This window comes from Streptomyces sp. x-80 (assembly GCF_046549095.1).
Lineage (GTDB): Bacteria > Actinomycetota > Actinomycetes > Streptomycetales > Streptomycetaceae > Streptomyces > Streptomyces celluloflavus.
The window spans coordinates 423,806-447,293 of the sequence record NZ_JAJPWM010000001.1 but is presented as its reverse complement, the minus strand read 5'-3'; the positions used below and the strand labels follow the sequence as shown (position 1 = coordinate 447,293).

Sequence of the window (23,488 nt, the reverse complement as noted above, 5' to 3'; positions counted from 1 at the left end):
CAGGATGACACGCATCAGTCCAATCCTGCCATGAGGGGGAAGAGTCGTGTCCAGCACCGGAGAATCCGGCACCACGGCGACCGGCACGCCACGAGCACGGCTGCCGCGCCGGATCGTCCAGCTCTATCTGGGGCTGGTGCTCTACGGCGTGAGCATGGGGCTGATGCTGCGCGCCGGGTTCGGTCTGGATCCGTGGAGCGTGCTGAACCAGGGCCTCGCCCGGCACACGGGTCTGTCGATCGGCACGGTCACCATCGTGTCCGGCGCGCTGATCCTGCTGCTGTGGATCCCGCTGCGGCAGCGTCCCGGGCTGGGGACGGTGTCGAATGTGGTGCTCCTCGGCCTGGTGATGGACGGGACGCTGGCGCTGGTCCCCGGTATCGGCTCCCCCGCGATCCGTATCCCGCTGCTGGTGGGCGCCGTGCTCCTCAACGGCGCGGCGACCGGGCTCTACATCTCGGCGCGCTTCGGCCCCGGTCCCCGTGACGGGCTGATGACCGGGCTGCACCAGCGCACCGGCCGCCCCGTGCGGCTGGTGCGGACCGGTATCGAGGTCACGGTGGTCGCGGCCGGCTTCCTGCTCGGCGGTTCGGTGGGCGTGGGCACGGTGCTCTACGCGCTGTCCATCGGGCCGCTGGCGCAGTTCTTCCTCCGCCGCTTCGCGATCCAGGGCCTGCCGGCGCAGCCGTCGCGGGTGGTGGCCCGCGGCGCGGCGCAGCAGGAGCGCGCGATACTTCCCGAGTGACCCGAGCTCTCCGCGTACGCCACCCCTACCTCGACCATCCCGCCCCGCTCCCGTTCGCCCACCGGGGCGGGGCGGCGGACGGCCTGGAGAACACCGCGGCCGCCTTCCGGCGGGCGGTGGCGCTCGGCTACCGCTATCTGGAGACCGATGTGCACGCCACGTCGGACGGCAGGCTGGTCGCTTTTCACGACGCCACGCTCGACCGGGTCACCGACACCCGTGGCGAGATCAGCGCGCTGCCGTGGGGGACGGTGCGCCGGGCCAGGGTCGCCGGCCGGCAGCCGCTGCCGCTCTTCGAAGAGCTGCTGGAGGAGTTCCCGCGGGCCCGCTGGAACGTCGATCTCAAGGCCGAGGCCGCGTTGTCACCCCTGCTGGACCTGCTGCGCAGGACCGGCGCCTGGGACCGGGTGTGCGTGGGGTCGTTCTCGGAGGCCCGGGTGGCGCGGGCGCAGCAGCTGGCCGGTCCGCGGCTGGCGACGTCGCTGGGCACCCGGGGCGTGGCGGGTCTGCGGCTGCGTTCGTACGGGCGTGGGGCGCTGCCGCTGGACCGGCTGCTGGGCCTGGCGGTACGGCGCAGCGCGGTGTGCGTGCAGGTCCCCGAGCGGCAGTCCGGTATCCCCGTCGTCGATCCGCTGTTCCTGCGGTCCGCTCATGCGCTCGGGATGCAGGTCCACGTGTGGACGGTCAACGACGCCGGCCGGATGGCGGCGCTGCTGGATCTCGGGGTGGACGGCATCATGACCGATCACCTCGGGACGCTGCGGACGGTGCTGACCGCGCGGGGCTGCTGGGCCTAGAAACCACGGGGTGCGCGTCTCATGGGAACCCGTTGAGGCGCGCACTCGGCCGGAGATTCGCGCCACGTCTCGCAGCTGATTGCCATCATCATCTCCCGCTGGCGGCTCCTGGCTCATATCGTCCCGCCGGGGTCGTCCACGAGTGCCGAGGGGACGAACACCCGGTATCCGCGTACCGGGTCGAACCCGTGGATCTCCTTGGTGTCCAGGGCGTCCATGAAGTCGAGGATGTCCTGGCTGAACTCCTGGCCCGGCACCAGGATCGGGAAGCCGGGCGGGTACGGGGTGACGAAGATCGCTGAGACGACCGGCAGGCCGGCGGTGAGCCGCCGCCGTGCCTCGCCGGACGACACGAACTCGCACAGCTCTTCCCGGTACGCCATGTAGTAGGCCCTGCGCATGTCCCCGTCGGCCGCCGCACCGGTGGGGTCGGAGCGGAACGTGGCGTGGAACCGCGAGAAGTCCGGCAGCGGGGGGTGGTCGTGGCTGAGCGCGTCGACCCGGCTGTCGAAAGCGTGCTTCTGCTCGGGCGCCATCTGGACGGCCCCGGCCTCCAGCTCCTCCGCGATGCCGATGAGCGCCCGCAGCAGGTGCGCGACGGCGGTGCGGGTCGTTCCGATGTTCGTCATCGCCAGGACCGTGTTGCGCGTGGTCTTGTTGACCTGGATGCCCCAGCGGTCCATCAGCTGAGCGTGTTTGAACGTGTCGCCGTCGATGCCCGTCGCGGAGATCTCGATGGTGAGCCGGCAGGGGTCGAGGACGAACTCGTCGACGCGCCAGGCTTCTTCCATCGCCACCGGCCCGGCACGCAGCGGGCACTCGCCGCCCCCGGGCCGGAAGCGGTCCGGGATCAGGTCGCCGCTGGCGAGTACGCGGAAGTACTTCGCCAGGAGGGCGTGCCCGGCGATCCGGTCACGCAGGGTCATGGCCAGCTCGACCTGCCGCAGCACCAGCTCGAAACCCTCCAGCTCGACCTGCCGCCGGCCGACATCGAGCGACGCGAGGACCTGGTAGTTCGGGGAGGTGGACGTGTGCGTCATGTACGCCTCGTGGAACGCCTCCTCGCTGCGCCGGCTGAAGTCGTCGTCGTAGACGTGGATCATCGATCCCTGGCGCAAGGCGGTCAGGGTCTTGTGCGTCGACTGCGTGGCATAGGCACGGATCCTCACCCGGTCCGGGTCCGGGAGCAGCGGCTCGCCCGCCAGCTCGTCGTCCGTCATGCCCCGGATCCGTTCGAGGTGTCGCTCGTACTCGACCCGGTACTCGGCGGTGCCGAGGCGCTCGGCCAGTCGGGCCGCTGCGGCCATCGCGGTGCGCCGCCGGTAGACCGGGTGGAAGCGGGCGAACGCGAACCATGCCTCGTCCCACAGGAACACCAGGTCGGGCTTGATCGCGAGGCACTCGGTCATCACCCGGTCCACGTCGTACACGATGCCGTCGAACGTGCAGTTGGTGAGCGAGATCAAGGTGACCTGATCGAGTCTGCCTTCGCGCCGGTAGGTCAGCAGCGTCCGCTTGATGTCGGACAGGGGGATGGCGCCGTACAGGGAGAACGCGTCGATCGAGTAGCTGTCGAGGTAGGCGACGCGGGAGCCGGCCAGCACCTGCGCGTAGTGATGCGACTTGTGGCAGTTGCGATCGACCAGGACCACGTCTCCCGGTGCCACCAGCGCCTGCGTGACGATCTTGTTCGCGGTGGAGGTTCCGTTGGTGACGAAGTAGGTCCGCCGCGCGCCGAAGGCACGAGCGGCCAGATCCTGCGCCTCCTTGATCGTGCCGTGCGGTTCCAGCAGCGAGTCCAGCCCGCCGGCGGTCGCCGACGTCTCGGCCAGAAAGATGTTCAGGCCGTAGAAGTCGCACATGTCGTGGATCCACGGCGAGCGGACCACCGAGTTTCCGCGGGAGACGGGCAACGCGTGGAACACCCCGGCCGGCTTGCGGGCGTAGTCGAGGAGAGCCGAGTAGAAGGGTGTCCGATACCGCTTGGCGACCCCGCGCAGGATCGTCAGGTGCAGATCCAGGACGTCCTCCTGCTGTAGGAAGATCGAGTCGAACTCACGCCCGATCTGCGTCGCGAGCTCTTCGACGGACGCCTGCTCCACCAGGTAGAGGTTCAGCTCGGGCCTCTCCTGACGTACCTGGCGGGCCAGTGCGCGCGCCCGTTCCGCGGCGGTGAAGTAGTCGAGCCCCGGAACCCCGGCTGCGGACACCAGTTGCCGCAGCAAGGTCAGGTCGACGGCCGAGCGGTTGCGAAAGTCGGGCCTGACGACGACCGCCTGGATCCACGGGTTGACCAGGACCGCGACCATCGCGTCGACGAAGCTGGGAACTGTGATCACGTCGTAGACGAACGCGTCCTCGCGGCGGCGCAACGCACGCAGCTCGCCGAGGAGTTTCGCCTCCTCGGCCGTGGAGAGGTCGGCGACCACCAGGACGTCGAACCGAGGGCGCCGGTCCGCGGCGTCGGGCAGCGCTCCGCCGGCAACCGCTGCCTCCACACCCGTGACCGCGACCGTCGAGATGGGCAGGTCGCCGATCAGACTGCGTCCGACGCGCTCCGCCGTCCGGCTCAGTTCGAGGTACGACTCGGACGCCTCCCCGCGGAGCGTCTCCGCCACCTGGCGCCCGGGATGGCTGTAGTAGTACGCGAGCACTTCGACGTCCGCGAGACACCGGTCGAGGGCGTCCTCCGCCTCGGCTCGCTCGCCGGGGTCAAGGTCGGGCCTCGCCAGCCTGCGGGCCTCGTCCGCGATCGACCACCAGAGGTCGGTCTGCAACTGCGCGACGCTGTTGTAGGCGGAGACACTCTCCGGTGGCGCGGCTCGACCAGTTCCCCGCGCCGCGGGACCGGCGGGCACCGTGGACGGTTCCATGAGTCTCGACTCCCTCGCCTGGGGGTGGGCCTACACGGCGATGCTAAATTCGAACTGGCGCCCACGCACTGCGGTCGTCACCGAGGTGGTCGCCGCGCATATTCCCCATCCGGGGAATCCAGGACACCCGGCGGCCGCCCGTTCGCGATTCTTGTGACTTCGACGCACATTTGATGTCCGTGAAATCGACGGGGCATGAGGAAATCGATCGCCCTCTGGCGTGGCAAGCTCCCCAAGAATCCCGGACAACGCAGCGCAGAGCGCCATGTGAGGTTCGACCTGCTCTTCACGCCCCACCCGAGAGCGCCGACCCTCGATCCGCTGCTCGGGGCGACGTAGCCCGTTGTCACTCGGGGACGGCACCCCGGTTGATGTGGGCCGGCTGTTCCAGCGGGACCGGGTGGGACGCCCCGGGCAGCACCGCCGGCCGGGCCCCGGGATCGCGCGGCAGAGGCGATGGTGTGCTCCAGCGGCATCATGCCGTCGCCGCCGGCCACGACGACGGCGGAACAGGTCCTTGGCACCACGAAGAGCGGACAGCAGAAGTGACGCCTGGAGCAATCGAGTTGGCGCTCCTGGCGCACCCGCTCCCCTGGCGGCCGGCCGGTGGCCGACGGCTCACCCCCTGGGACCGAGCGCCGAAAAAGGACCGGTGGAGACGCTGGACCGGTGCGGGGCGGTCGTCGCCACAGAGGTCATCGGCGACCGGGTGGCCCCTGGCATTTACCGCTTGAACGTCGCTGGCTCAATGTGGGTGGTACGACGGCTCGTTGAGGACATCGGGCCGGTCTGGAGCGTGATCGCTGCACGGTGATCATCTGCCGAACCGGTTCAGGGGAGCCGGACGCCGGACCGGCAGGCGTACGCCGAGAGGCCGGCGGACGTAGCGCGGCGCCGGCGTGGGTGAGAGCAAGCCGTCGCTCCGGAGACCCAGTGTCCAGGGTGGTCACTTCTTGGAGCATGCCTTGTGGGGCTTCACCCAGACCTTCGTGGTCTTACCGTGGCTGTGGGCAGTCCTGTAGTACCCCTTGACGTGGTGGCATTTCTTCGCCATGGGCGCCTGTTGGCCGGCCGTCACGCTGTCGCTCGGCGTCGGGGCCGCAAAGGCAGTGCCCGAGGAGGCCACGGCAGCACCGCTGGTCAGCATGACCGCAACAGCGCCATTGGCCAGCGTGCGTACGAGTTGGCTGCGCATAACCGGCAACCTTTCCTGATCGGCAGCTTCTGTCTCTCTTCGATTCTTCGCCACTCGTCCCAGCCCGCATCTCGATCACCACGGACCCCGGCGCCGCACCACTCACCGCACCCGCCCGTAACGCACCGGGTGGCGAGAATCGAGATTCCCGACCGCGCCGCCGACCGGCGCCGCTGATGTCGCACTCCGCAACGCGTCCAGCCCTGTGGCCACAGCGGCGAACCGTGCTGTTCCGCCGCAGGTGGCGCACCTCCGCCGCACAGCCCTCGGCGCCGACATCCACGGGACCGCCTCCTCCAGGTCCTGTCCGGACCAGGCCAAATAACCCCCCGAATATTGCGCTCTGTTCATTGAGAGTGGCGGCAATCAGCTTCGTTTCTATGGCACATGGCGTATTCCACAAGGAATTAGGTGAGATCAACCTGTCAGAGCTGGGTCTCATCTCACTGAGCCAGCTGACCTCAGGTCATGGAATCGGCTGTACGGGAAAGCGAAGAAAGGCGACCTGGAGTGCCTGGACCGCCGACGAAGCGATCCCGGCTGCCCGCAGTGGCTGTTCCTGCACCACCGGCATCCGGCACCCCACCGCGCCGGAGAATCCCACGCACGAAGCCCTCAAGGAACGCATCGCCCGCGCGGCCAAGTCGGCGGGGTACGCCGCTGAACTCGAAGCCTGCGCGCCTGATGGACGACGCCGCACCGACGTCCTGGTCCACGGGGATCACGGACTGCCTTCGGTTACGAGATCCAGCACTCCTACGCGACCGCCCGCCCCGTTGTCAGGCGCAGCGACATCGCCCGCGCCGACGGCCTGAGCCCGCTGTGGACCACCGATGACGCCAGTGCTCCCTTCATCGAGCGCCCTCCCTGGGCGCGAATCGACCACCTGCCCCTGGCAGCCTTCTCCAGCGGCAACGTCCTTCTGGTACGCGGCGGCGTGAAAGAACTCAAACTTGAGCGCTGCGACAGCCGCAACCCGTTGCCCTGTCCCGACCGCGGCTACGGCCGCTGCAACCAATGGCACGGCACCTGGGCTCCCACACATGGCAGGCACCTCGACCGACTGATCCGTGAGACCGCTGCCTCCCAGCACGTGCCCCTCCATTTGCCCGACCAGCCGGGCCGACACCCACGGCCCGCCCATCTGTGGGTCACAGCGCAAACCTTGAGGACTGCATCGAGGACTACCTCGACGCCACCGACGGGCCACCGGCTGAGCCCGAACCCGGCACTGTCGACGACGACGAGCCCACTGCGCCGGAACGCCTTCCCCTGGACCATTCGTGCGCCTACCAGGAGAGCCGGAAGGGGAGGAAAGAGCGGGGCGGGACCGCGCGGGACACCGGTGCCAACGTCGCAGCCGGCATCACCGTCCGCGATCAGGCTTCCCCTGGCCTACCCGTCCCCGTCCCCCGTCCCCGACGCTCCCCGCCTACGCCGCCGAACGCCACCGTGCTCGCTCCCTGCCGGCGATTCCGACGCGGCGCCGCCCCACTTCGCCGACGGTCGAGCCCGTAGAACGTCCACTCAACGCGCCCCAGCCCGCCATTTTCCCGGGGTCCGCCGCATTGGCATATCCGGGCACGCCCCCGGACGCCCCGTCAGCATCCGTGTCACGGCCGGACCGCCGGGCCTCAGCTGTGCTACCGGGCTGTACAACAGGACAGGTCGGGCCCTGTGCATCCTGCCGCGCACCCACCCACCGGTACGGCCAGGACGGCAATCCGCTCTGCACACCGTGCCGGAACCGCCTACCCCGTCGACGGCCGCTGGGTTGTCACCAGATGACGAGGGCGTGGGCGGAGCCTCCCGAGGTGGGGGCGGCGGCAGCAGCGGTGCCGACCGCGCCGCCGATGGAGCCGTCGGCGGTCAGCCCGCGTCCGCCGCCGCCACTGCCGGACCCGACGCCGGCGAACCCGCCGTACTCACCGCCGTCGACGAAGGCGGCGACGGCAGCGACGGCAGCGACGGCGCTGTCGTCGTAGTGCTCGACGCCGAACACTCGGGGGCGGTGTCGGGGCCTGCTTTCTCGGCGCGTGCCGTTCGCGCCCGGGTACGACGGCTGGAGGGCGGCGGCCTCACGGCCGCTCAGCCCGGCGCCGCCGCCGGAGCCAGTGCTGTCGGCGCCCGGGGCGTCCCCGACGTCGACGGTCAGAGTGTCGCCTGGAGCAGCCGTCACGGTGCAGGTGAGGAAGGCCCCGCTGCCGCCACCGCCGCCCGCGGACCCCGCCGTGAAGCGCCGCACCCTTCCTCCACACGCTGCACCTCCGCTGTTGGGGGGACACGGGAGTGGCTGGGTATTTCCGTCCGCCGTTGGCGGCCATTTGCCGGGCGCGAGGTCCACCCGTGCTTCTCGCGGCCTGCCGTGGATGGCGCGGAGAAACGGGGCGGACGGTGGACGCGAGGGGCAGTATCGGCCATTGCGTGCCTTGAGGGGATGGCCCCTCAAGGCACGCGGCATGCGCACAAGCACTGGCTCGATGAGAACGGGCACAGCAGGGGCGCTCCCGAGGAGCGGCTCGGACATCGCTTGCAGGGCGCGGAGGGTGCGTACTCGGAGATGACCGTGCCGATGGAACGCCGTCTCGCCGAGTCTTTGCAAGACCGGGGGGACGGTGATGGGAGGTGGGCCGACGGTGGAAGCTGCCCGAGGGGTGCTCCGTGGGCGTCGGCTCTCCCAGGGCTCCCCCACTTGATCTCGAAATGGGATGTTGTCGCAGCTCACGAGGGCGCAACAGTGGGCGTCATTCAATCGATCACATCAAGACACTGCGGAGGGTGCTGACCGCGCGGGACTCCTGGGCCTGAGATCCGGCGGCCGTCCGGCGTCGCGAGCGGCGCGGCCGGTACGGGCGGGGCCCTGGGCGCGCGACGGAGCCGGTCGGGGTGGCGGTCGGGGTGTGGTCGCCGCGGTAGCGGGGGCTCCCGTTCCGGACCAAATTTAGGCTTGGGGCGCGCGGGCCGGTAGTGTACGCCTTTGGCTCACCAGACGGACCGTTACTGCGCGCTCAAGTATGGGATGCGTTGGGTGACATCTCCTACCAGATGTGACAAATCGGGCGCCGGTGGGTACAAAAAGGGGCGGCACGACGGGCGACGCATGTCCCGATTACGGGAATCTTCACCGCCGACCGGACGTTGACCGGATGACGACGACAGCGACACCTGTCCTGTGGGCGACAAGCCCGGGAGGCACGATTCATGAGTGAGCGAGCTCTCCGCGGCACGCGACTCGTGGTGACCAGCTACGAGACCGACCGCGGCATCGACCTGGCCCCGCGCCAGGCGGTGGAGTACGCATGCCAGAACGGACATCGATTTGAGATGCCGTTCTCGGTTGAGGCCGAGATTCCGCCGGAGTGGGAGTGCAAGGTATGTGGTGCGCCTTCACTCCTGGTGGATGGCGACGGCCCCGAGGAGAAGAAGGGTAAGCCCGCGCGTACGCACTGGGACATGCTCATGGAGCGACGCACCCGCGAGGAGTTGGAGGAGGTGCTGGCCGAGAGGCTGGCCGTCCTGCGCTCCGGCACCATGAACATTGCCGTGCATCCGCGCGACAGCAATCGCAAGTCCGCCTGACGAACGGACTCTGCCTCAGGCAGTACAGCAGTACAAGGGCCGGGGCCACCGCATCCGCGGTGGCCCCGGCCCTTGCTTGTCCACGGTGCTCCCGCCGGGCCGCGGCATCCGGCCTCGGCCCCGGTGCGCGGGGGCGGCCCCCACGCACCGGGCGGCGGCTCAGCCGGTCAGCGGCGGGTCCTGGCGGCGCGGGGCCGGCGGATCGTCGCGGCGGATGACCTCGCCCTGGACGACCTTGCCGTCCGGCTGGTGCATCCGGGCCTGCTGGAAGGCGTCACCGAGCGTGCCCGGGGAGTAGGACGCCGGCCGGGTCAGCAGCCGCTCGACGCGGCGGAGGATCAGCTTGCCGGTCGGCGGAAAGAGGCAGAGCAGGCCCAGGACATCGGACACCAGCCCCGGGATCATCAACAGCAGACCGCCGAGCATCGGGAGCGTGGTACCGCCACCCGCCGTCGCGGCCTTCCCGGGGGCCGCGGGGTCGCCACCGGCCTGCAAGGTCTCGGTGAGGTTCCGCCAGGCGCGCCGCCCGGCCCGCTTGATCACGAACGCGCCGGCGAGCACGCCCGCGAGCAGCAGCAGAAAGACCGTCAGGCCGCTCGTGGCACCGGCGACCACGGTCAGCAGCCAGATCTCCAGCACCATCCACGCGGCGACGCCCAACGGGACGAACCGGCGGGCGCGGGAGCGCCGGGGCGGGCGGGGACTCGGTGATGGCGTGGCTCCGAACGTCATGCCTCAAGTGTGCCTGGCTCCCCGGCGCACCTCCCTCGGAGGGTCGCGCGGACGATCATCTCCGGTCCGGTCGCCGCCGTACTCCCCCGCGGCGGAACGGCGCCGCCCCGCGGCGTCCGCACGAGGGCGGCGCCGCGGGGCGGCAGGGCGCGCCGGTCCGGGCGCGGTCCCGGTCTCCCGGGGACGGGAAGGGGGCGCCGTGGATCAGCGGCGGCGGATCTTGTTCACCCGGGAGCCGACGCCCCAGGCCGTGACCCGCCACAGCGCCTCGACCACGATGTCGCGGCTCATCTTGCTGTCGCCCAGTTCCCGGTCGATGAAGGTGATCGGGACCTCGACGACGTGGTACCCGGCCTGCACCGCCCGGCGGGCGAGATCGACCTGGAAGCAGTAGCCCTGGGAGACCACCTCGTCGAGGCCGAGGCCCTCCAGGGTCTCCACCCGGAACGCCCGGAAGCCGCCCGTGACATCGCGGATCGGGACGTCCAGGAGGATGCGGGAGTACGTGCTGCCGCCGCGCGAGATGGCCTCGCGATACCTGGGCCAGTTCACCACCCGGCCGCCGGGCACCCAGCGCGAGCCGAGCACGAGATCGGCGCCCTTGAGGGCGGTGAGCAGGCGGGGCAGTTCCTCGGGCTGGTGGGAGCCGTCGGCGTCCATCTCGACCAGCACGCCGTAGCCGTTGTCGATGCCCCACCGGAAACTCGCGAGGTAGGCGGCACCGAGCCCTTCCTTGCCCTTGCGGTGCAGGACGTGGACGTGCTCGTCGTCCGCGGAGAGTTCGTCGGCGAGCTTGCCCGTACCGTCGGGACTGTTGTCATCCGCGACCAGTACATGCGCCTCGGGGACGGCGGACCGCACCCGCGAGACGATCGACTTGATGTTCTCCGCCTCGTTGTAGGTCGGGATGATCACCAAGGTGGTGCCGAGCGGACCGTATTGCCGCTGACCGCCGTCTGTCACTGCTGCCCCTTACTTGTCCTTCGTACGCCCGCGCCGGCCGATGACTGTCGCGGCGGCGCAGGACAGAAGCCCCACGATAGCGAGCGCCCACTCGGGAGCCGCACCGACGCGGTCGGCCGGCGTCGTTTCGTCGCGCAGCGGAATCCGCGCGGACACGACCCCCTGGGTGAATTCCGGGATCTGGTGGGTGATCTTGCCGTCCGGGGCGACAACGGCGCTGATGCCGCTGGTGGCGGCGGTGACCACGGCCCGGCCGTGCTCGACGGCGCGCAGCTTGGACATGGCGAGCTGCTGTTCGGGCTGGCCGGTGCGGCCGTAGGTGGCGTTGTTGGTCTGGACGACCAGGGCGCGGGCACCCGCGGCCACGGTGTCGTGCACGATCTCGTCGTAGGCGACCTCGAAGCAGATGACGTCGCCGAGCTTGGCGGGGCCGACGTTCAGCACGCCGGTGTGATCGCCCGGGGCGAAGTCGCGGGGCACCCGCTGGAAACGCGTGATGATCTTGCTGAGCTGCTCCCGGAAGGGCACGTACTCGCCGAACGGCACCGGGTGCTGCTTGGTGTACGAGGCACCGGGGCCCGACTTCGGGTCCCAGACGATGCCCTCGTTGAAGACATAGCCCTTCTTGGCGGGGTGGTCGACGAGAGCGCCGACGAGCACGGGGACGCCGATGGCCTTCACGGCCTCGTCGATCCGGTCGTACGCCTGCGGGTACTTGAACGGGTCGAGATCCGAGGAGTTCTCCGGCCAGATGACCAGGTCGGGCTTCTTGACCCGGCCGGCCCGCGCATCGGCCGCGAGCTTCTCGGTGGCCGTGGCGTGGTTGTCGAGAATCTTCATGGGGCGGCCCAGGAAGTCCATACCGGGCTGCTGGACGTTGCCCTGGACGACGGCGATGTCGACGCTGTCGTCGGCCTCGGTCGGTACGGGAACCGCCAGGCCGGCCACGGTGACGGCGGCGGCCAGCCCGAACGCCTCGACGGCCGGCACCGCCCGGCGCAGCGAGCCGGCGCCCCGCAGCCCCCACAGGGTGGCGGCGCAGCCGGCGAGCAGCGCACCGGCCAGCGCCACGGCGAAGGTCACCAGCGGGGCGCCGCCGAGCGCGGCGAGCGGGGTGAACGGCGAGCCGGTGTTGGCGAAGGCCAGCCGGCCCCAGGGGAAGCCGCCGAACGGGATGCGGTCGCGGGCCCATTCCTGGGCGACCCACAGGCAGGCCGTCCACAGCGACCAGCAGGGCAGCCGGGAGGTGCCGGCCAGCGCCGCGCCCAGCAGCATCACGAAGAGCGATTCGGCGACGGAGAGACCGATCACCGCGTCCCAGCCGACGACGTGCAGCCACTTCAGCAGGATCACGAAGAACGGCAGGCCGAGGACGAACCCGGTCCAGGCTCCCTGGCGGACGGTCCGGCCGCGGGTGAGCAGCGAGAGCGCGGCGACGGCCACGAGGGACAACGGCCACAGGTCGTACGGCGGGAAGGCGAGCGCGAGCGCGAGACCGGAGCCGACCGCGAGCGCGGTACGCACCGCCTCGCGGCGGGCGAGCGCGGCGAGCCGCCGGGCGCGGCCGGGGCGGCGCGGCGGAGCGGCGGCGGCCCCACCGGTGCCGGCGCCGGCGTCGCTCCCCCCGGCGCCGTTCCCGTCGTCGGGGGCCGGTCTTCCGGCGGGCGCGCCGGGGCTGCCGCCCGGGGCGCCGGTCCGGTCCCCCGTGGGAGCTGTATCGGCAGGCGGCACCGGGCCGTCGGGCGAGGCGCCGCTGACGGCTTCTTCGGTGGTGTCGGATCCGGATGGCACGGTCGCGGCCTTCCTTGCAGGTCAATGGTGAGCTGACCGTACATCGGGGGGCCGCCACGACGGATCCGGGGTACCGGGGGCACGGGCGCGGCGGGCGGGCCGTGGTGCGGTGCGGATCGGGGCCCGGCGCTCTTCGGGCCGACCTGGGGCCCGCTGGCTGCGGGTCGACCGAAAGCCGTTGTCTACTGAGCATCCGGGCCCCACCCGGGTCACACCTGCCGACCGGCTGAAACCTTCCGTCGCCCCGGGCCGCTGCTGCTGGACCTGGCTCCCAGTGACGGTGTGCCGGTGTGGCCTGCCGTCCCATGGCCCAGCTGCGTTCGATGGCTGCGCGGAGGTCTCCCGATCGGACGTCCTGTGGTGGACTCGGCAGAACCTACCGGCCGCCGACCGCCTGCTGTCAACAGGTGCTCCGCCTGCGTCGTTTTCGCGTCGTGCCAGGTCAGCGGCGAGCCTTCCCAGGTGGGGCAAGTCGCTGCAAGCACGCCCCGCGGCGGCACGTGCCCGTGGGAAGTCACTCGTTCGGCCGTCCGAAGACCGTGCGTCCGGCGACGACCGTGCTCAGGCACACCGGGAGGTCGTTGCCGGGGGTGAGATCGGGCAGGCCGGGGGTGCCGGAGCGGGGGTCGGTGGACCAGCGCTCGACGCGCTCGTCGGGGGCCTGGACGACCAGGTCACCGGTGCGCCAGACCGCGTAGTCGGCGGGGGCGCCGGGCACCAGGACGCCCGCGTCGTCACGTCCGACGGCCCGCCAGCCGCCGCGGGTGTGGGCGGTGAACGCGGCGCGGGCGGAGATGCCGTGGGCGCGGGTGCGGTGGAAGACGGCGGCGCGCAGGGTGCCCCACGGGTCGAGCGGGGTGACCGGGCTGTCCGAGCCGAGGGCGAGCGGGACACCGGCCTTGAGCAGGGCGGCGTACGGGTTGAGGGTGCGGGCGCGGTCGGTGCCCAGCCGGGCCGCGTACATACCGCTCTCGCCGCCCCAGGCCGCGTCGAAGGCGGGCTGGACGGAGGCGGTGAGGGCGAGGTCGGCGAAGGCGGCGACGGTGCTCGCGGTGAGCATTTCGGCGTGTTCGACGCGGTGCCGGGCGGCGCGGATCCGGTCCGTACCGACCCGCTCGGCGGCGGCACGCACGCCGTCGACGACGCTGGTCAGGGCGGCGTCGCCGATGGCGTGGAAGCCCGCTTGCAGACCCGCCTCGGTGCAGGCCGCGACATGGGCGGCGACGGCCTCGGTGTCGAGGTAGGCGGTGCCCGTGTGGGAGGCGTCCGCGTACGGGGCGTGGAGGTGGGCGGTGTGCGAGCCGAGCGAGCCGTCGACGAAGAGGTCACCGGCCGCGCCGCGGGCTCCGAGGGCGCGGATCCGGTCGGCGCCCTTTGCGGACGTGATCGCTTCGGCCCAGTAGCCGACGACGCGCGGGCCGTGCCCCTCGGCGGCCAGGGCGAGCAGCGCGGTGAAGTCGTCCTCGCCGGAGATGTCCGGGCCCGCGCACTCGTGCAGGCTGCCGATGCCCAGGGAGGCGGCGTGGGCGAGCGTCGCGGCCTGGGCGTCGGCGCGCTGGGCCGGGGTGACCGTGGCGTACGCGGCCTTCCGCACCGCGTGGTGGGCGGCACCGGTCAGCGGCGCGTCGGGGTGCCATCCGGCCAGCTCGCGGACGCCGGGGACCTGGTCGAGCAGGGCGGTGGTGACGACCGCGGAGTGCACATCGACCCGGGTGAGGTAGAGGGGGCGGCCGCCGGTGGCCGCGTCCAGCTCGGCGCGGGAGGGCGGGCGTCCCTCGGGCCAGGCGCTGGCGTCCCAGCCGTGGCCGAGCAGGATCCGGTCCGCCGGGCGGGCGGCGGCGTACTCGCGGATCCGGGCCAGCACGCCGGGGAGCGTGGTGGCGGTGGACAGGTCCAGGCCGGTGAGGGCGAGGCCGGTCGCCGTGGTGTGCACATGTGCGTCCGTGAACGCCGGGGTGACGAGGGCGCCGTCGAGGTGGATCGTCTCGTCCACCCCGTCGGCGAAGGAATCGGCGGCACCCTCTTCGCCGACCCAGGCGATGCTGGCGCCCTCCACGACCATGGCGGTGGCGAAGGGGTCCGCGGGGCTGTGCACCTCGCCGCCGCGCAGCAGGACGGTGCGGGGACGGGCCGGATCGGGGATGCGCTCGCTCATACCGGACAGTCTGGCCCCTGTGCGCGGGCGGACCGCGCGCGGGGTCGGCCGCCCGGTCAGATACGCGGCGGCCGGGCCTCGTACGGGGTGGAGAGCACGACCGTGGTGCGGGTGGAGACCCCGGCGAGGCTGCGGATCCGGGTGAGCAGGTGCTCCAGCTCCAGCGGGGTGGCGACCCGGACCTTGAGGATGTAGTTCTCGTCGCCGGCGACGCTGTGACACGCCTCCAGTTCGGGGACCTCGGCGAGGCGCTCGGCGATATCGTCCGGCGCGCTGGGGTCGAAGGGTTTGACCGAGATGAAGGCGGTGATCGGCAGACCCACGGCTTCCGGGTCGACTATGGCGGCATAGCCCCTGATGACACCCCGCTGCTCCAGGCGGCGCACGCGCTGGTGCACCGCCGAGGTGGACAGGCCCGTGGCCTTGCCCAGGTCGGTGTAGCTCATCCGCCCGTCCTTGACGAGCAGATCCACGATTTGTCGGTCCAACTCCTCCACCCGCCCAACCTACTGTGCGCGGGCGCGTATGCGCAGCGCGCGCCGGATCGTGGAGACCCCTGCGCCCGCAGTGTGATTAATGCCACATGCGTGACCCGGTGTCCTGCGGGGGGTGGCGATTATGCGCGCGGCATGAAGGGAATTGCTGCTGGTGGCCGGGGCCGCCCGGCAGAGAAGCCGGCGGCCCGACCGGCCCACCCGAGGGGGATGGACATCATGCGACACGCTCAGCAGGAATCCGCGGCGGCGAAGATCGACGCTCAGGAAGACGACTTTTTCGGCCTCGTCGACGACGACGGTGCGTACGAGCCTTTCGAAACGTTCGAGATGTACCGCGTGACCTGCCCGGACTGCGGACAGCCGATCGCGCTGCTGGCGGACGAGGACACCCTTCCGGAGCACGCGCTGTGCCCCTCGCCGTGGAATCCGTTCGGTCTGACCGTGTGCCGGGGGTCGGGCCGTCCGGCGGCCGAGGCGCCGTCGTCCGAGGACACGACGGACGCCCAGGAGCAGGACGCGGCCATGCTGCTGACGCTCCCGGAGAGCCTGGACTGGCGCCGGCAGCCGTTCTCGCACATCAGCGGGCCCGGCTCACGACCGACCCGGGTACCGGAGATACGCCGTTCGGCCTGATAGCGAGCGGCAGTCGGGGGCGGCGACCGCCGCCGGCCCGCGCACCTCTCTTCCGCGCGTCGGCGCAGGAACGGTACAGCGACACCGGCCGCCGGTACGGGCGGCCCGTCCCGGCGCGTCCACACCCCGGGCACGGCAGGCGCATCGGGCCGCCGCCCGGCCGGCCGCGGGCCGGCATGCGTGCCGCCGTGGCGAGGAACTCAGCCGCGCCAGCCGGGACTTGGCCGCGGATGCGGGCGGGACGGGCCGGATCGCCACACCCCCGACCGCCCGTCGAGCCGCCGGCCGTTCTCCCGCGCCCAATTCCCTGGCACGTGCGGGCCCCGGCGATACGTACGGCGCCCGGCCCGCGTCCCGGTGCGGAGAGCTGACGGTACGCCAGGAGGCAGCCGGGGGCTACCCCTTGGTCCGTGACAGCCCGCGCCCTCCACCTCGGCACGCGGCAGGGCTGCGGGGTTGCGGAGCGGCGGGCGGATGAACCGGGCCGCGGCGCGCATCGTAGACCCGCCAGCAGCCCTCTCAGGCGCCCCTCCCCCGCCCCGAACCGCCCCTCCCCGTGCGGTTGTTCAGTGGGACTCGGGCCCCGCCAGGTGACGGGCGATGACCATCCGCTGGATCTGGTTGGTGCCCTCGACGATCTGGAGGACCTTGGCCTCGCGCATATAGCGCTCGGCCGGGAAGTCGGCGGTGTAGCCGTAGCCGCCGAGGAGTTGGACGGCGTCCGTGGTCACCCGCATCGCGGTGTCCGTGCAGAACAGCTTGGCCATCGCGGCCTCCTTGGCGAACGGCAGGTCCGCGTCGCGCAGCCGGGCGGCGGCAAGATACAGCGCGCGGCCGGCCTCCACCTGGGTGGCCATGTCGGCGAGCATGAACCGCAGCCCCTGGAAGTCGGCGATGGGGCGGCCGAATTGATGGCGCGAGGCGACGTAGCCGAGCGCCTCGTCCAGCGCCGCCTGGGCGACGCCGATGGCACAGGCCGCGATGCCCAGCCGGCCGGAGTCCAGGGCCGAGAGGGCGATGGCGAAGCCCTGGCCCTCGTCGCCGAGGCGGCGGGAGTCGGGTACCCGGACGCCGTCGAAGTGCAGTTGGGCCGTCGGGGAGCCCTTCATGCCCATCTTGCGTTCGGGCTGCGCGGCGCTCAGGCCCTCGGCGTCGCCGGGGACCAGGAAGGCCGTGATGCCGCGGGGACCGCTGACGCCGGTGCGGGCCAGGACGGTATAGAAATCGGCCACGCCGCCGTGCGTGATCCACGCCTTGGTGCCGTCCAGCGTCCAGGTGTCGCCGTCGCGGACGGCGCGGGTGGTCAGCGAGGCGGCGTCGGAGCCGGCGGACGGCTCGGAGAGGCAGTACGCGCCGAGGAGTCCGCCGCCGAGCATGGCCGGAAGGTGTTCGGCGCGCTGTTGCTCGCTGCCGTATCCGGCGAGCGCGTGGCAGGCGAGAGTGTGCACACTGACGCCGAGGCCGACGGTGAGCCGGGCGGCCGCGAGCTCCTCAAGGACCTGGAGGTACACCTCGTAGGGCTGGTTTCCGCCGCCGAACTCCTCGGCGTACGGGAGCGAGAGCAGGCCGGACTCCGACAGCAGGGTGAAGATCTCGCGCGGGAAGCGGCCGGCGTCCTCCTCTTCGGCGGCCGTGGGCCTGATCTCCCGCTCGGCGAGCTCACGCACGAGCGTCAACAGGTCTCGGGCTTCCTCCGTGGGCAACCTGCGGTCCACCGGCCGGGGGCCGTATTCGGTCATGGCGGCGCTCTCCTCCCTGTCGGGCGCTTGCGGCGACGCGCGCGCGGGGTGAGGCCGCGACGCCGGTTTCCGTGTGCCGAGCCGATGATCGCCCCCCGGGTCACAGGGGGCCGTGACCTGCGGCTGCGGCGCTAGGAGTATGCCCGATCGGAGGCCCCACGTCACTGGTTGATCGTCACCGGCTGTCCGGTTCCGGCCCTTGCCCGACGGCCACGAAATTGGTCCGAACCATTGACCTCACTGGTCTAGTCCTTCTACCTTCTCCCCCAACACTGAGCGCGTTCATGCCAAATCTGAACGCAGGTCAGACTCCATCCCTCGACTCCCCTCCGAGGAGACGACATGTTCAGACCGCACCAACGGCGATCGCCGCGCAGGCTGCTCGCCGCCACCACCGCCCTGTGTACGGCCGCGCTGGCCGGCACCCTGCTCGCCGGGTCGGCCTCCGCCCACCCCCTCGGCGCCCCCACCGCCGAGCGTGCGACCGCCACCACCACGGCCCACACCCCCGCGGCAGTCCCGGCGAAGCCGGCCGCCGCGGGCGACAAGGTCGTCGGGTACTTCACCGACTGGGGCGTCTACCAGCGCAATTACCACGTCAAGAACATCGAGACCTCGGGCTCCGCGGCCAAACTGACGCACATCAACTACGCCTTCGGCAACGTCCAGGGCGGCCGCTGCGCCATCGGCGACTCGTACGCCGACTACGACAAGGCGTACACCGCCGACACCAGCGTCGACGGCCAGGCCGACACCTGGGACAACGGCGCGCTGCGCGGCAACTTCAACCAGCTGCGCAAGCTCAAGAAGCTGCACCCCGACCTCAAGGTGATCTGGTCGTTCGGCGGCTGGACCTGGTCGGGCGGCTTCACCGACGCCGCCAAGAACCCGGACGCGTTCGCCCAGTCCTGCCTCGACCTGGTCAAGGACCCCCGGTGGTCGGATGTCTTCGACGGGATCGACATCGACTGGGAGTACCCCAACGCCTGTGGTCTGACCTGTGACAGCAGCGGCAAGGACGCCTTCACCAACGTGATGAAGGCGGTGCGCGCCAAGTTCGGGCAGAACAACCTGGTGACGGCGGCGATCACCGCGGACGCCTCGGACGGCGGCAAGATGGAGGCCGCCGACTACGCGGGCGCGGCACAGTACGTCGACTGGTACAACGCGATGACGTACGACTACTTCGGTGGCTGGGACGCCAAGGGACCGACGGCGCCGCACTCCCCGCTGACCGCGTACGACGGCATCCCGAAGGCCGGGTTCAACTCCACCGACACCATCACGAAGCTCAAGACCCTCGGTGTCCCGGCGGACAAGCTGCTGCTGGGCATCGGCTTCTACGGCCGCGGCTGGCAGGGCGTCACCCAGGACGCACCGGGCGGTACGGCGACCGGCCCGGCCCCGGGCACGTACGAGGCGGGTATCGACGACTACAAGGTCATCAAGGATCGCTGCCCGGCCACCGGGAAGGTGGGCGGCACGGCCTACGCCAAGTGCGGTGACCAGTGGTGGAGTTACGACACCCCGGAGACCATCGGCACGAAGATGGCCTTCAAGGACGCGCAGGGCCTGGGCGGCACGTTCTTCTGGGAGCTGAGCGGTGACACCACCGGCGGCGAGCTGATCAAGGCGATCACGTAGCCACATCGGCAGGTGCGCAGCGAGGGCGGGAGGCGGTGGCCTCCCGCCCTTTCCCGCGCCGGCCGCCGGGCCGGGCGCTACCGGGGCGGGCGGGGCGGCGCCGGGCAGCTCGGTTCGTACTCCTCGATGGCCCGGAGCGTGTCACCCAGGCCGCGTACCAGCAGCGCGGCCACCGTCTCGCGCGGCACCCGCTGTTCCGCGATCCAGTCGAGGGTGACGCCCTCGACGCTGGAGAGCCAGCCGGTCAGCGCCGTACGGGCCAGCGGCGGAATGTCCTCCCGGCCCCAGGCCCCGAACGCGATGGTGGACAGCATCCGGGTGCGGACGGTGTCGCGGATCGCCAGGACCTCGGCGTCGAAGCCGACGCCGCCGGTGACGATGGCCCGGTAGGCCGCCTGATGGTGCTGGGCGTAGCGCAGATGGCCGTCGACGATGTGCTGGACGCGCTCCGCCGGCGGCAGGCCGTGGGTGCTGCCGGCGCGCGCGACGAGTTCGGCCACCGCGTCCTCGATGATCGCGAGGTAATAGCCGCGCTTGTTCGTGAAGTAGTAGTAGATCAGGCCCTTGGCGACCCCGGCCTGGCGCGCGATGTCGTCCATGGACAGCGCGTCGTAGGAGGTGTCGGCGAACAGTTTCCGTCCGGTGGCTATCAGTTCGGCACGGCGCACCTGGGAGCGCTCGGTGTCGCGGGCGGTCGGGCGGGTGGCCTGTCCGCGCTGTTGACTCTTGTTCAAATCCGGCCCTAGTCTCCCGCTGTCACTAGTTTTCCGCAGTATGGCAGACCGCTATGACCTGCGACGCCGCTCCTGGCAGCGGCCCGGTGAAGCACTTCCCTCGCGCACCCGCACGTCTCCACGGCTGCGCCCGCAGCCGGTCGATCGCTGCCCCGGGGAGGACGCAGTGAGCACACCGTTCCGCACATCGCCCGAGGGGCGGACCTCCTGGAAGAAGAGCGCCGTGGCGGCGGTGCCCGCGCTGCTCGCCGTGGCCGCGATGGCGGCGGTGATGGCCGAGGGCGTACTCGCCGCGTCGTTCGCCGTGTCCGGCACCACCTTCCAGGTGTCGTCCGGCAAGCTGACCAGTTCGGGTCTGGCCTCGTATGTGCACACCGACCGGGACGCGGACGGCGCGGGCCATCCCGTGGCACTGCTCGGCATCGGCCGGGCCACGCTCACCGACATCTGCCAGTCGGCCGAGGTGAAGACGCCGCTGGGCCCCGTCGTGTTCAAGCTGACCGCGGGCGGCGCGGCCGGCGCGGTGCGGGCCGACAGCCTGGTCATCGACGGTGCGGATCTGGTGGGCGACGCCCGCTTCGGCACCGCCCAGATCGGCCGCGACGCCGCCTCGCTGGACGCCGTGCCCGGAGTCGGCGGCCCGAAGGGAGACTTCGGGCTCCAGGCCGGGAGCATCGAGGTCGCCGGCGTCAGGTCGCACGCCTGGTCGGCCACCGGTGGCAATTTCCGGCTCAAGGGGCTGCGGCTGAGCGTGAGCCTGGACGGTACGCAGTGTTTCTGAGCGCGTGGCGCGCCCGGTGCGCCGGCCGTCTCGACGCGCGGCTGCCGTGGCCCAGGCGGCGGGCGGCGCTGCGGCACTGGCGGCGGACCCGGCCGTTCTGGGCCGGACTGCTGCTCCTGCTGGGCGGCGCCGAACTCCTGCTGGTGCCGCTGTCGCCGCTGACCGTGCTGGTGAGCCTGGGGCTCGGCGGGCTGGCCGCGCTGGGCATCGGCCTGGCGCTGATGGTGGCCGGCCTGTTCCTGTGGTGCACACCGGCCGCGCACCACTACGTGAGCATCAACGCGCTGATCCTGTCGGTGCTCTCCTTCGCGGCGACGAACCTCGGCGGCTTCCTGGTGGGCATGGGGCTGGGCATCGCGGGCAGCGCGATGGGGTTCGGGTGGACGGTGGTACGGGAGGACGAGGCGAACCCCGGCGGAGCCGACGGGGCCGGGGGCGCGGCGGAAGTTCCGGACCCGGCGCCGGCCCGCGGCGGTACGGCGCGCAAGGTGCTGGCCGTCGGGCTGCCGGTCGCCCTGCTGGCGGCCGTCGGCGGCCCGGCGCCGCGGGCCGGTGCGGCCGCGGTCCCGGCGCCGCGGACCCCGCCGACCGTGACCACCACGATGTTCGCGCCCCGGGGCTTCACGCTCGCCGGAGTCACCGAGGTGCCCACGGCCGGCGGGCCGCTCAGGGCGATGGTGCTGAAGATGACGAGGGCCTCGCTCACCGACTACCGGCTCACCACCCGCGACGGCGGTCCCGAACTGGGCCTGAGTGCCGACTCGTTGGACCTCAGCGGCGAGGTGACCCTGTATCTCACCCGGTTCAGCGGCTGCCTGGAGGGACTGGTCTGTCTCACCTTCACCCCCGACACCCTCCCGGTGCCGCCGGTCGTCCCGCCATTCGTCTTCATGACGCAGGTGGACGCCGAGCAGGCGCTGGTCACCGCGGACCTGATCGTCGCGAACGGGCTGCGGCTGCGGGCCGGCGGCCACCGGGGCGCGGCCCCCTGATCCACCGCCAGGACACCCGCGGGCCCAGCTCAGCCGGATCCGTACATCCGTGGCACGGCCGCCGGGGTTTACCGCCTCGCCGCGTACGAGCACCATCGGCATACGGGGCGGCAGCGGCGGTGGAGAGGTGATACGTGGTCAACCCCTGGCTGGCGATGGAGGCGGGCGCCGACCCGGTGGAACGCACCCGCACGGTGCGACGGGCGCATGCGGCGTTCCTGGCCGGCGGGCCGGTGGCGCCACCGGTCCGCCGGGTGGTCGCCGACTCCTGGCGGCGGTCCGCCGCGGCGCGCGCCGTCTCCGACGGTGCCGCGCCGATCGAGCTGGACGGGCCCGCGCTGCGCGCCTACCGGGACGGGCATCCGCTCGCCCGCGCGATGCCCGTCTTCCGCGAACTGCTCGGCACCATCGCCCACGACGCGGCGCATCTGCTGGCGGTCTGCGATCAACAGGGGCGTCTGCTGTGGGTCGAGGGACACCTCGGGGTGCGGCGCCGCGCAGAACAGATGCACTTCGTCGCCGGCGCCCGCTGGGACGAGCAGCACGCCGGCACCAACGCGCCGGGCACCGCGCTCGCCGCCGACCACGCCGTCCAGATCTTCGCGGCCGAGCACTACAACCGGCAGGTGCAGCCCTGGACATGCGCGGCGGCTCCACTGCACGATCCGCGCACCGGACGGCTGCTGGGGGCGGTGGACATCTCCGGCGGCGACCATCTGGCGAGCCCGCACAGCCTGGCCCTGGTGCAGGCCACCGCGCGGGCCGCGGAGGCCCATCTCGCCGCTTCCGTCCGGGAGTCCGGGGCCTGCCTGACGGCGCTGGGCCGGGACGAGGCGCTGCTCGTCGTGGACGGCGGTCCGCTGCGGCTCGGCCGCCGGCACAGCGAGATCATGACGCTGCTGGCCCACCACCCCGAAGGTCTGACAGGGGACCAGCTCGCGGTGCTGCTGTACGGCGAGCGCGAGATGCGGCCGGTGACGCTGCGGGCCGAGATGTCCCGGCTGCGGCAGCTGGCCGGTCCGCTGCTCGCCTCGCGCCCGTACCGCCTCACCCGACCGGTGACGACCGATCTCGACGCGGTCGAGGCGGAGTTGGCGGCCGGGGACGTGACGGCCGCGCTGGACAGCTACCGGGGGCCGCTGCTGCCGCTGTCGGAGGCGCCGGGCGTACGGCGGCTGCGCGCCGCGCTGGAGGACCGGCTGCGGCGCGCGCTCCTGGGCGCCCGCGACCCCGGCCAGCTGCACCGGTGGTCCCGGGCGCCGTGGGGCGAGCACGACCTGGAGATCCACGAAGCCCTGACGGCCGCCCTGCCACCGCATGCACCGGCCCCGGCCCATCCGGACCGAAGCCGCCGGCATCCCGTCTGACAGCCCGACGTCCGGCGCCGAACGCCCGACACGCCACTTCCGGCGTCCGGCGTCCGGCGTACGACGATCCGGCGTGCGGCGTGCGGCGGTGATACGCCCCGTCCCGGGCCCAGGACCTGCCTGCCTGCCTGCCTGCCTGCCGACCGGCTGACCCGCCGTATGTGCCACGTACGGGCCCTCGCCCCGACCCGTCCGCAGGGCGTGTCCGCGCAACGTTCACGCAACCTCCGCCGCCCTACACTGCGCGCACCGCCCGCCGCACGGGAGCGTC

18 protein-coding genes are annotated in these 23,488 nt (G+C 71.9%); 8 read left to right on the top strand and 10 right to left on the bottom strand.

Going from position 1 to position 23,488, the window contains the following annotated elements:
- Positions 1-154 precede the first annotated feature (154 nt).
- Together ACLJWH_RS01715 and ACLJWH_RS01710 are read left to right on the top strand one after the other, a co-directional pair.
- Positions 155-745: a YczE/YyaS/YitT family protein gene (locus ACLJWH_RS01715; protein WP_411139904.1), complete on the top strand. Its 591-nt coding sequence runs from the start codon at positions 155-157 to the stop codon at positions 743-745.
- Positions 742-1,542 (top strand): glycerophosphodiester phosphodiesterase family protein, encoded by an 801-nt coding sequence (locus ACLJWH_RS01710; RefSeq protein WP_411139716.1) that lies wholly within the window; start codon positions 742-744, stop codon positions 1,540-1,542. The genes ACLJWH_RS01715 and ACLJWH_RS01710 overlap by 4 nt, the downstream gene beginning before the upstream one ends.
- A gap of 113 nt (positions 1,543-1,655) precedes the next feature.
- Here the strand turns inward: ACLJWH_RS01710 and ACLJWH_RS01705 are convergent, their stop codons facing one another.
- The 3 genes from ACLJWH_RS01705 to ACLJWH_RS01695 all read right to left on the bottom strand — a co-directional run bounded on the left by ACLJWH_RS01705 (position 1,656) and on the right by ACLJWH_RS01695 (position 7,855).
- Complete coding sequence (locus ACLJWH_RS01705) at positions 1,656-4,415, bottom strand: aminotransferase class I/II-fold pyridoxal phosphate-dependent enzyme (RefSeq protein WP_411139715.1); 2,760 nt, start codon at positions 4,413-4,415, stop codon at positions 1,656-1,658.
- Positions 4,416-5,361: 946 nt separating this feature from the next.
- Positions 5,362-5,610 carry a hypothetical protein gene (locus ACLJWH_RS01700; RefSeq protein ID WP_411139714.1) on the bottom strand — a complete coding sequence of 83 codons (249 nt, stop codon included), beginning with the start codon at positions 5,608-5,610 and terminating at the stop codon, positions 5,362-5,364.
- A gap of 1,777 nt (positions 5,611-7,387) precedes the next feature.
- Positions 7,388-7,855 (bottom strand): hypothetical protein, encoded by a 468-nt coding sequence (locus ACLJWH_RS01695; RefSeq protein ID WP_411139713.1) that lies wholly within the window; start codon positions 7,853-7,855, stop codon positions 7,388-7,390.
- A gap of 956 nt (positions 7,856-8,811) precedes the next feature.
- Between ACLJWH_RS01695 and ACLJWH_RS01690 the strand changes: the two genes are divergently transcribed.
- Positions 8,812-9,189, top strand: a complete 378-nt coding sequence (locus ACLJWH_RS01690) for an RNA polymerase-binding protein RbpA (RefSeq protein WP_026170122.1) — start codon at positions 8,812-8,814, stop codon at positions 9,187-9,189.
- A gap of 159 nt (positions 9,190-9,348) precedes the next feature.
- Here the strand turns inward: ACLJWH_RS01690 and fxsA are convergent, their stop codons facing one another.
- The 5 genes from fxsA to ACLJWH_RS01665 all read right to left on the bottom strand — a co-directional run bounded on the left by fxsA (position 9,349) and on the right by ACLJWH_RS01665 (position 15,327).
- Complete coding sequence (fxsA, locus tag ACLJWH_RS01685; RefSeq protein ID WP_411139712.1) at positions 9,349-9,921, bottom strand: FxsA family membrane protein; 573 nt, start codon at positions 9,919-9,921, stop codon at positions 9,349-9,351.
- A 204-nt stretch (positions 9,922-10,125) separates the two neighbouring features.
- Positions 10,126-10,884 (bottom strand): polyprenol monophosphomannose synthase, encoded by a 759-nt coding sequence (locus ACLJWH_RS01680; protein ID WP_411139711.1) that lies wholly within the window; start codon positions 10,882-10,884, stop codon positions 10,126-10,128.
- A gap of 9 nt (positions 10,885-10,893) precedes the next feature.
- Positions 10,894-12,675 carry an apolipoprotein N-acyltransferase gene (gene lnt, locus ACLJWH_RS01675; protein WP_411139710.1) on the bottom strand — a complete coding sequence of 594 codons (1,782 nt, stop codon included), beginning with the start codon at positions 12,673-12,675 and terminating at the stop codon, positions 10,894-10,896.
- A 514-nt stretch (positions 12,676-13,189) separates the two neighbouring features.
- Positions 13,190-14,830: an amidohydrolase gene (locus tag ACLJWH_RS01670; RefSeq protein WP_411139709.1), complete on the bottom strand. Its 1,641-nt coding sequence runs from the start codon at positions 14,828-14,830 to the stop codon at positions 13,190-13,192.
- 56 nt (positions 14,831-14,886) lie between these two features.
- Positions 14,887-15,327 carry an Lrp/AsnC family transcriptional regulator gene (locus ACLJWH_RS01665; RefSeq protein ID WP_411139708.1) on the bottom strand — a complete coding sequence of 147 codons (441 nt, stop codon included), beginning with the start codon at positions 15,325-15,327 and terminating at the stop codon, positions 14,887-14,889.
- 207 nt (positions 15,328-15,534) lie between these two features.
- Here ACLJWH_RS01665 and ACLJWH_RS01660 point away from each other — a divergent pair, with 207 nt between their 5' ends.
- Positions 15,535-15,960: a hypothetical protein gene (locus tag ACLJWH_RS01660; RefSeq protein WP_411139707.1), complete on the top strand. Its 426-nt coding sequence runs from the start codon at positions 15,535-15,537 to the stop codon at positions 15,958-15,960.
- Between the two features lie 566 nt (positions 15,961-16,526).
- Here ACLJWH_RS01660 and ACLJWH_RS01655 read toward each other — a convergent pair.
- Positions 16,527-17,699 (bottom strand): acyl-CoA dehydrogenase family protein, encoded by a 1,173-nt coding sequence (locus ACLJWH_RS01655; RefSeq protein ID WP_411139706.1) that lies wholly within the window; start codon positions 17,697-17,699, stop codon positions 16,527-16,529.
- A gap of 342 nt (positions 17,700-18,041) precedes the next feature.
- Between ACLJWH_RS01655 and ACLJWH_RS01650 the strand changes: the two genes are divergently transcribed.
- Positions 18,042-19,343 carry a glycoside hydrolase family 18 protein gene (locus ACLJWH_RS01650; RefSeq protein ID WP_411139705.1) on the top strand — a complete coding sequence of 434 codons (1,302 nt, stop codon included), beginning with the start codon at positions 18,042-18,044 and terminating at the stop codon, positions 19,341-19,343.
- A 77-nt stretch (positions 19,344-19,420) separates the two neighbouring features.
- Here the strand turns inward: ACLJWH_RS01650 and ACLJWH_RS01645 are convergent, their stop codons facing one another.
- Entirely contained in the window at positions 19,421-20,077 is a 657-nt protein-coding gene (locus tag ACLJWH_RS01645; protein ID WP_411139704.1) for a TetR/AcrR family transcriptional regulator, read from the bottom strand.
- A gap of 166 nt (positions 20,078-20,243) precedes the next feature.
- Between ACLJWH_RS01645 and ACLJWH_RS01640 the strand changes: the two genes are divergently transcribed.
- From ACLJWH_RS01640 to ACLJWH_RS01630, 3 genes are all read left to right on the top strand, one after another.
- Positions 20,244-20,858, top strand: a complete 615-nt coding sequence (locus ACLJWH_RS01640) for a DUF6230 family protein (protein WP_411139703.1) — start codon at positions 20,244-20,246, stop codon at positions 20,856-20,858.
- Positions 20,849-21,850 carry a DUF6114 domain-containing protein gene (locus tag ACLJWH_RS01635; RefSeq protein WP_411139702.1) on the top strand — a complete coding sequence of 334 codons (1,002 nt, stop codon included), beginning with the start codon at positions 20,849-20,851 and terminating at the stop codon, positions 21,848-21,850. The genes ACLJWH_RS01640 and ACLJWH_RS01635 overlap by 10 nt, the downstream gene beginning before the upstream one ends.
- Positions 21,851-21,984: 134 nt before the next feature.
- Positions 21,985-23,217 (top strand): GAF domain-containing protein, encoded by a 1,233-nt coding sequence (locus ACLJWH_RS01630; RefSeq protein WP_411139701.1) that lies wholly within the window; start codon positions 21,985-21,987, stop codon positions 23,215-23,217.
- Positions 23,218-23,488: the final 271 nt, after the last annotated feature.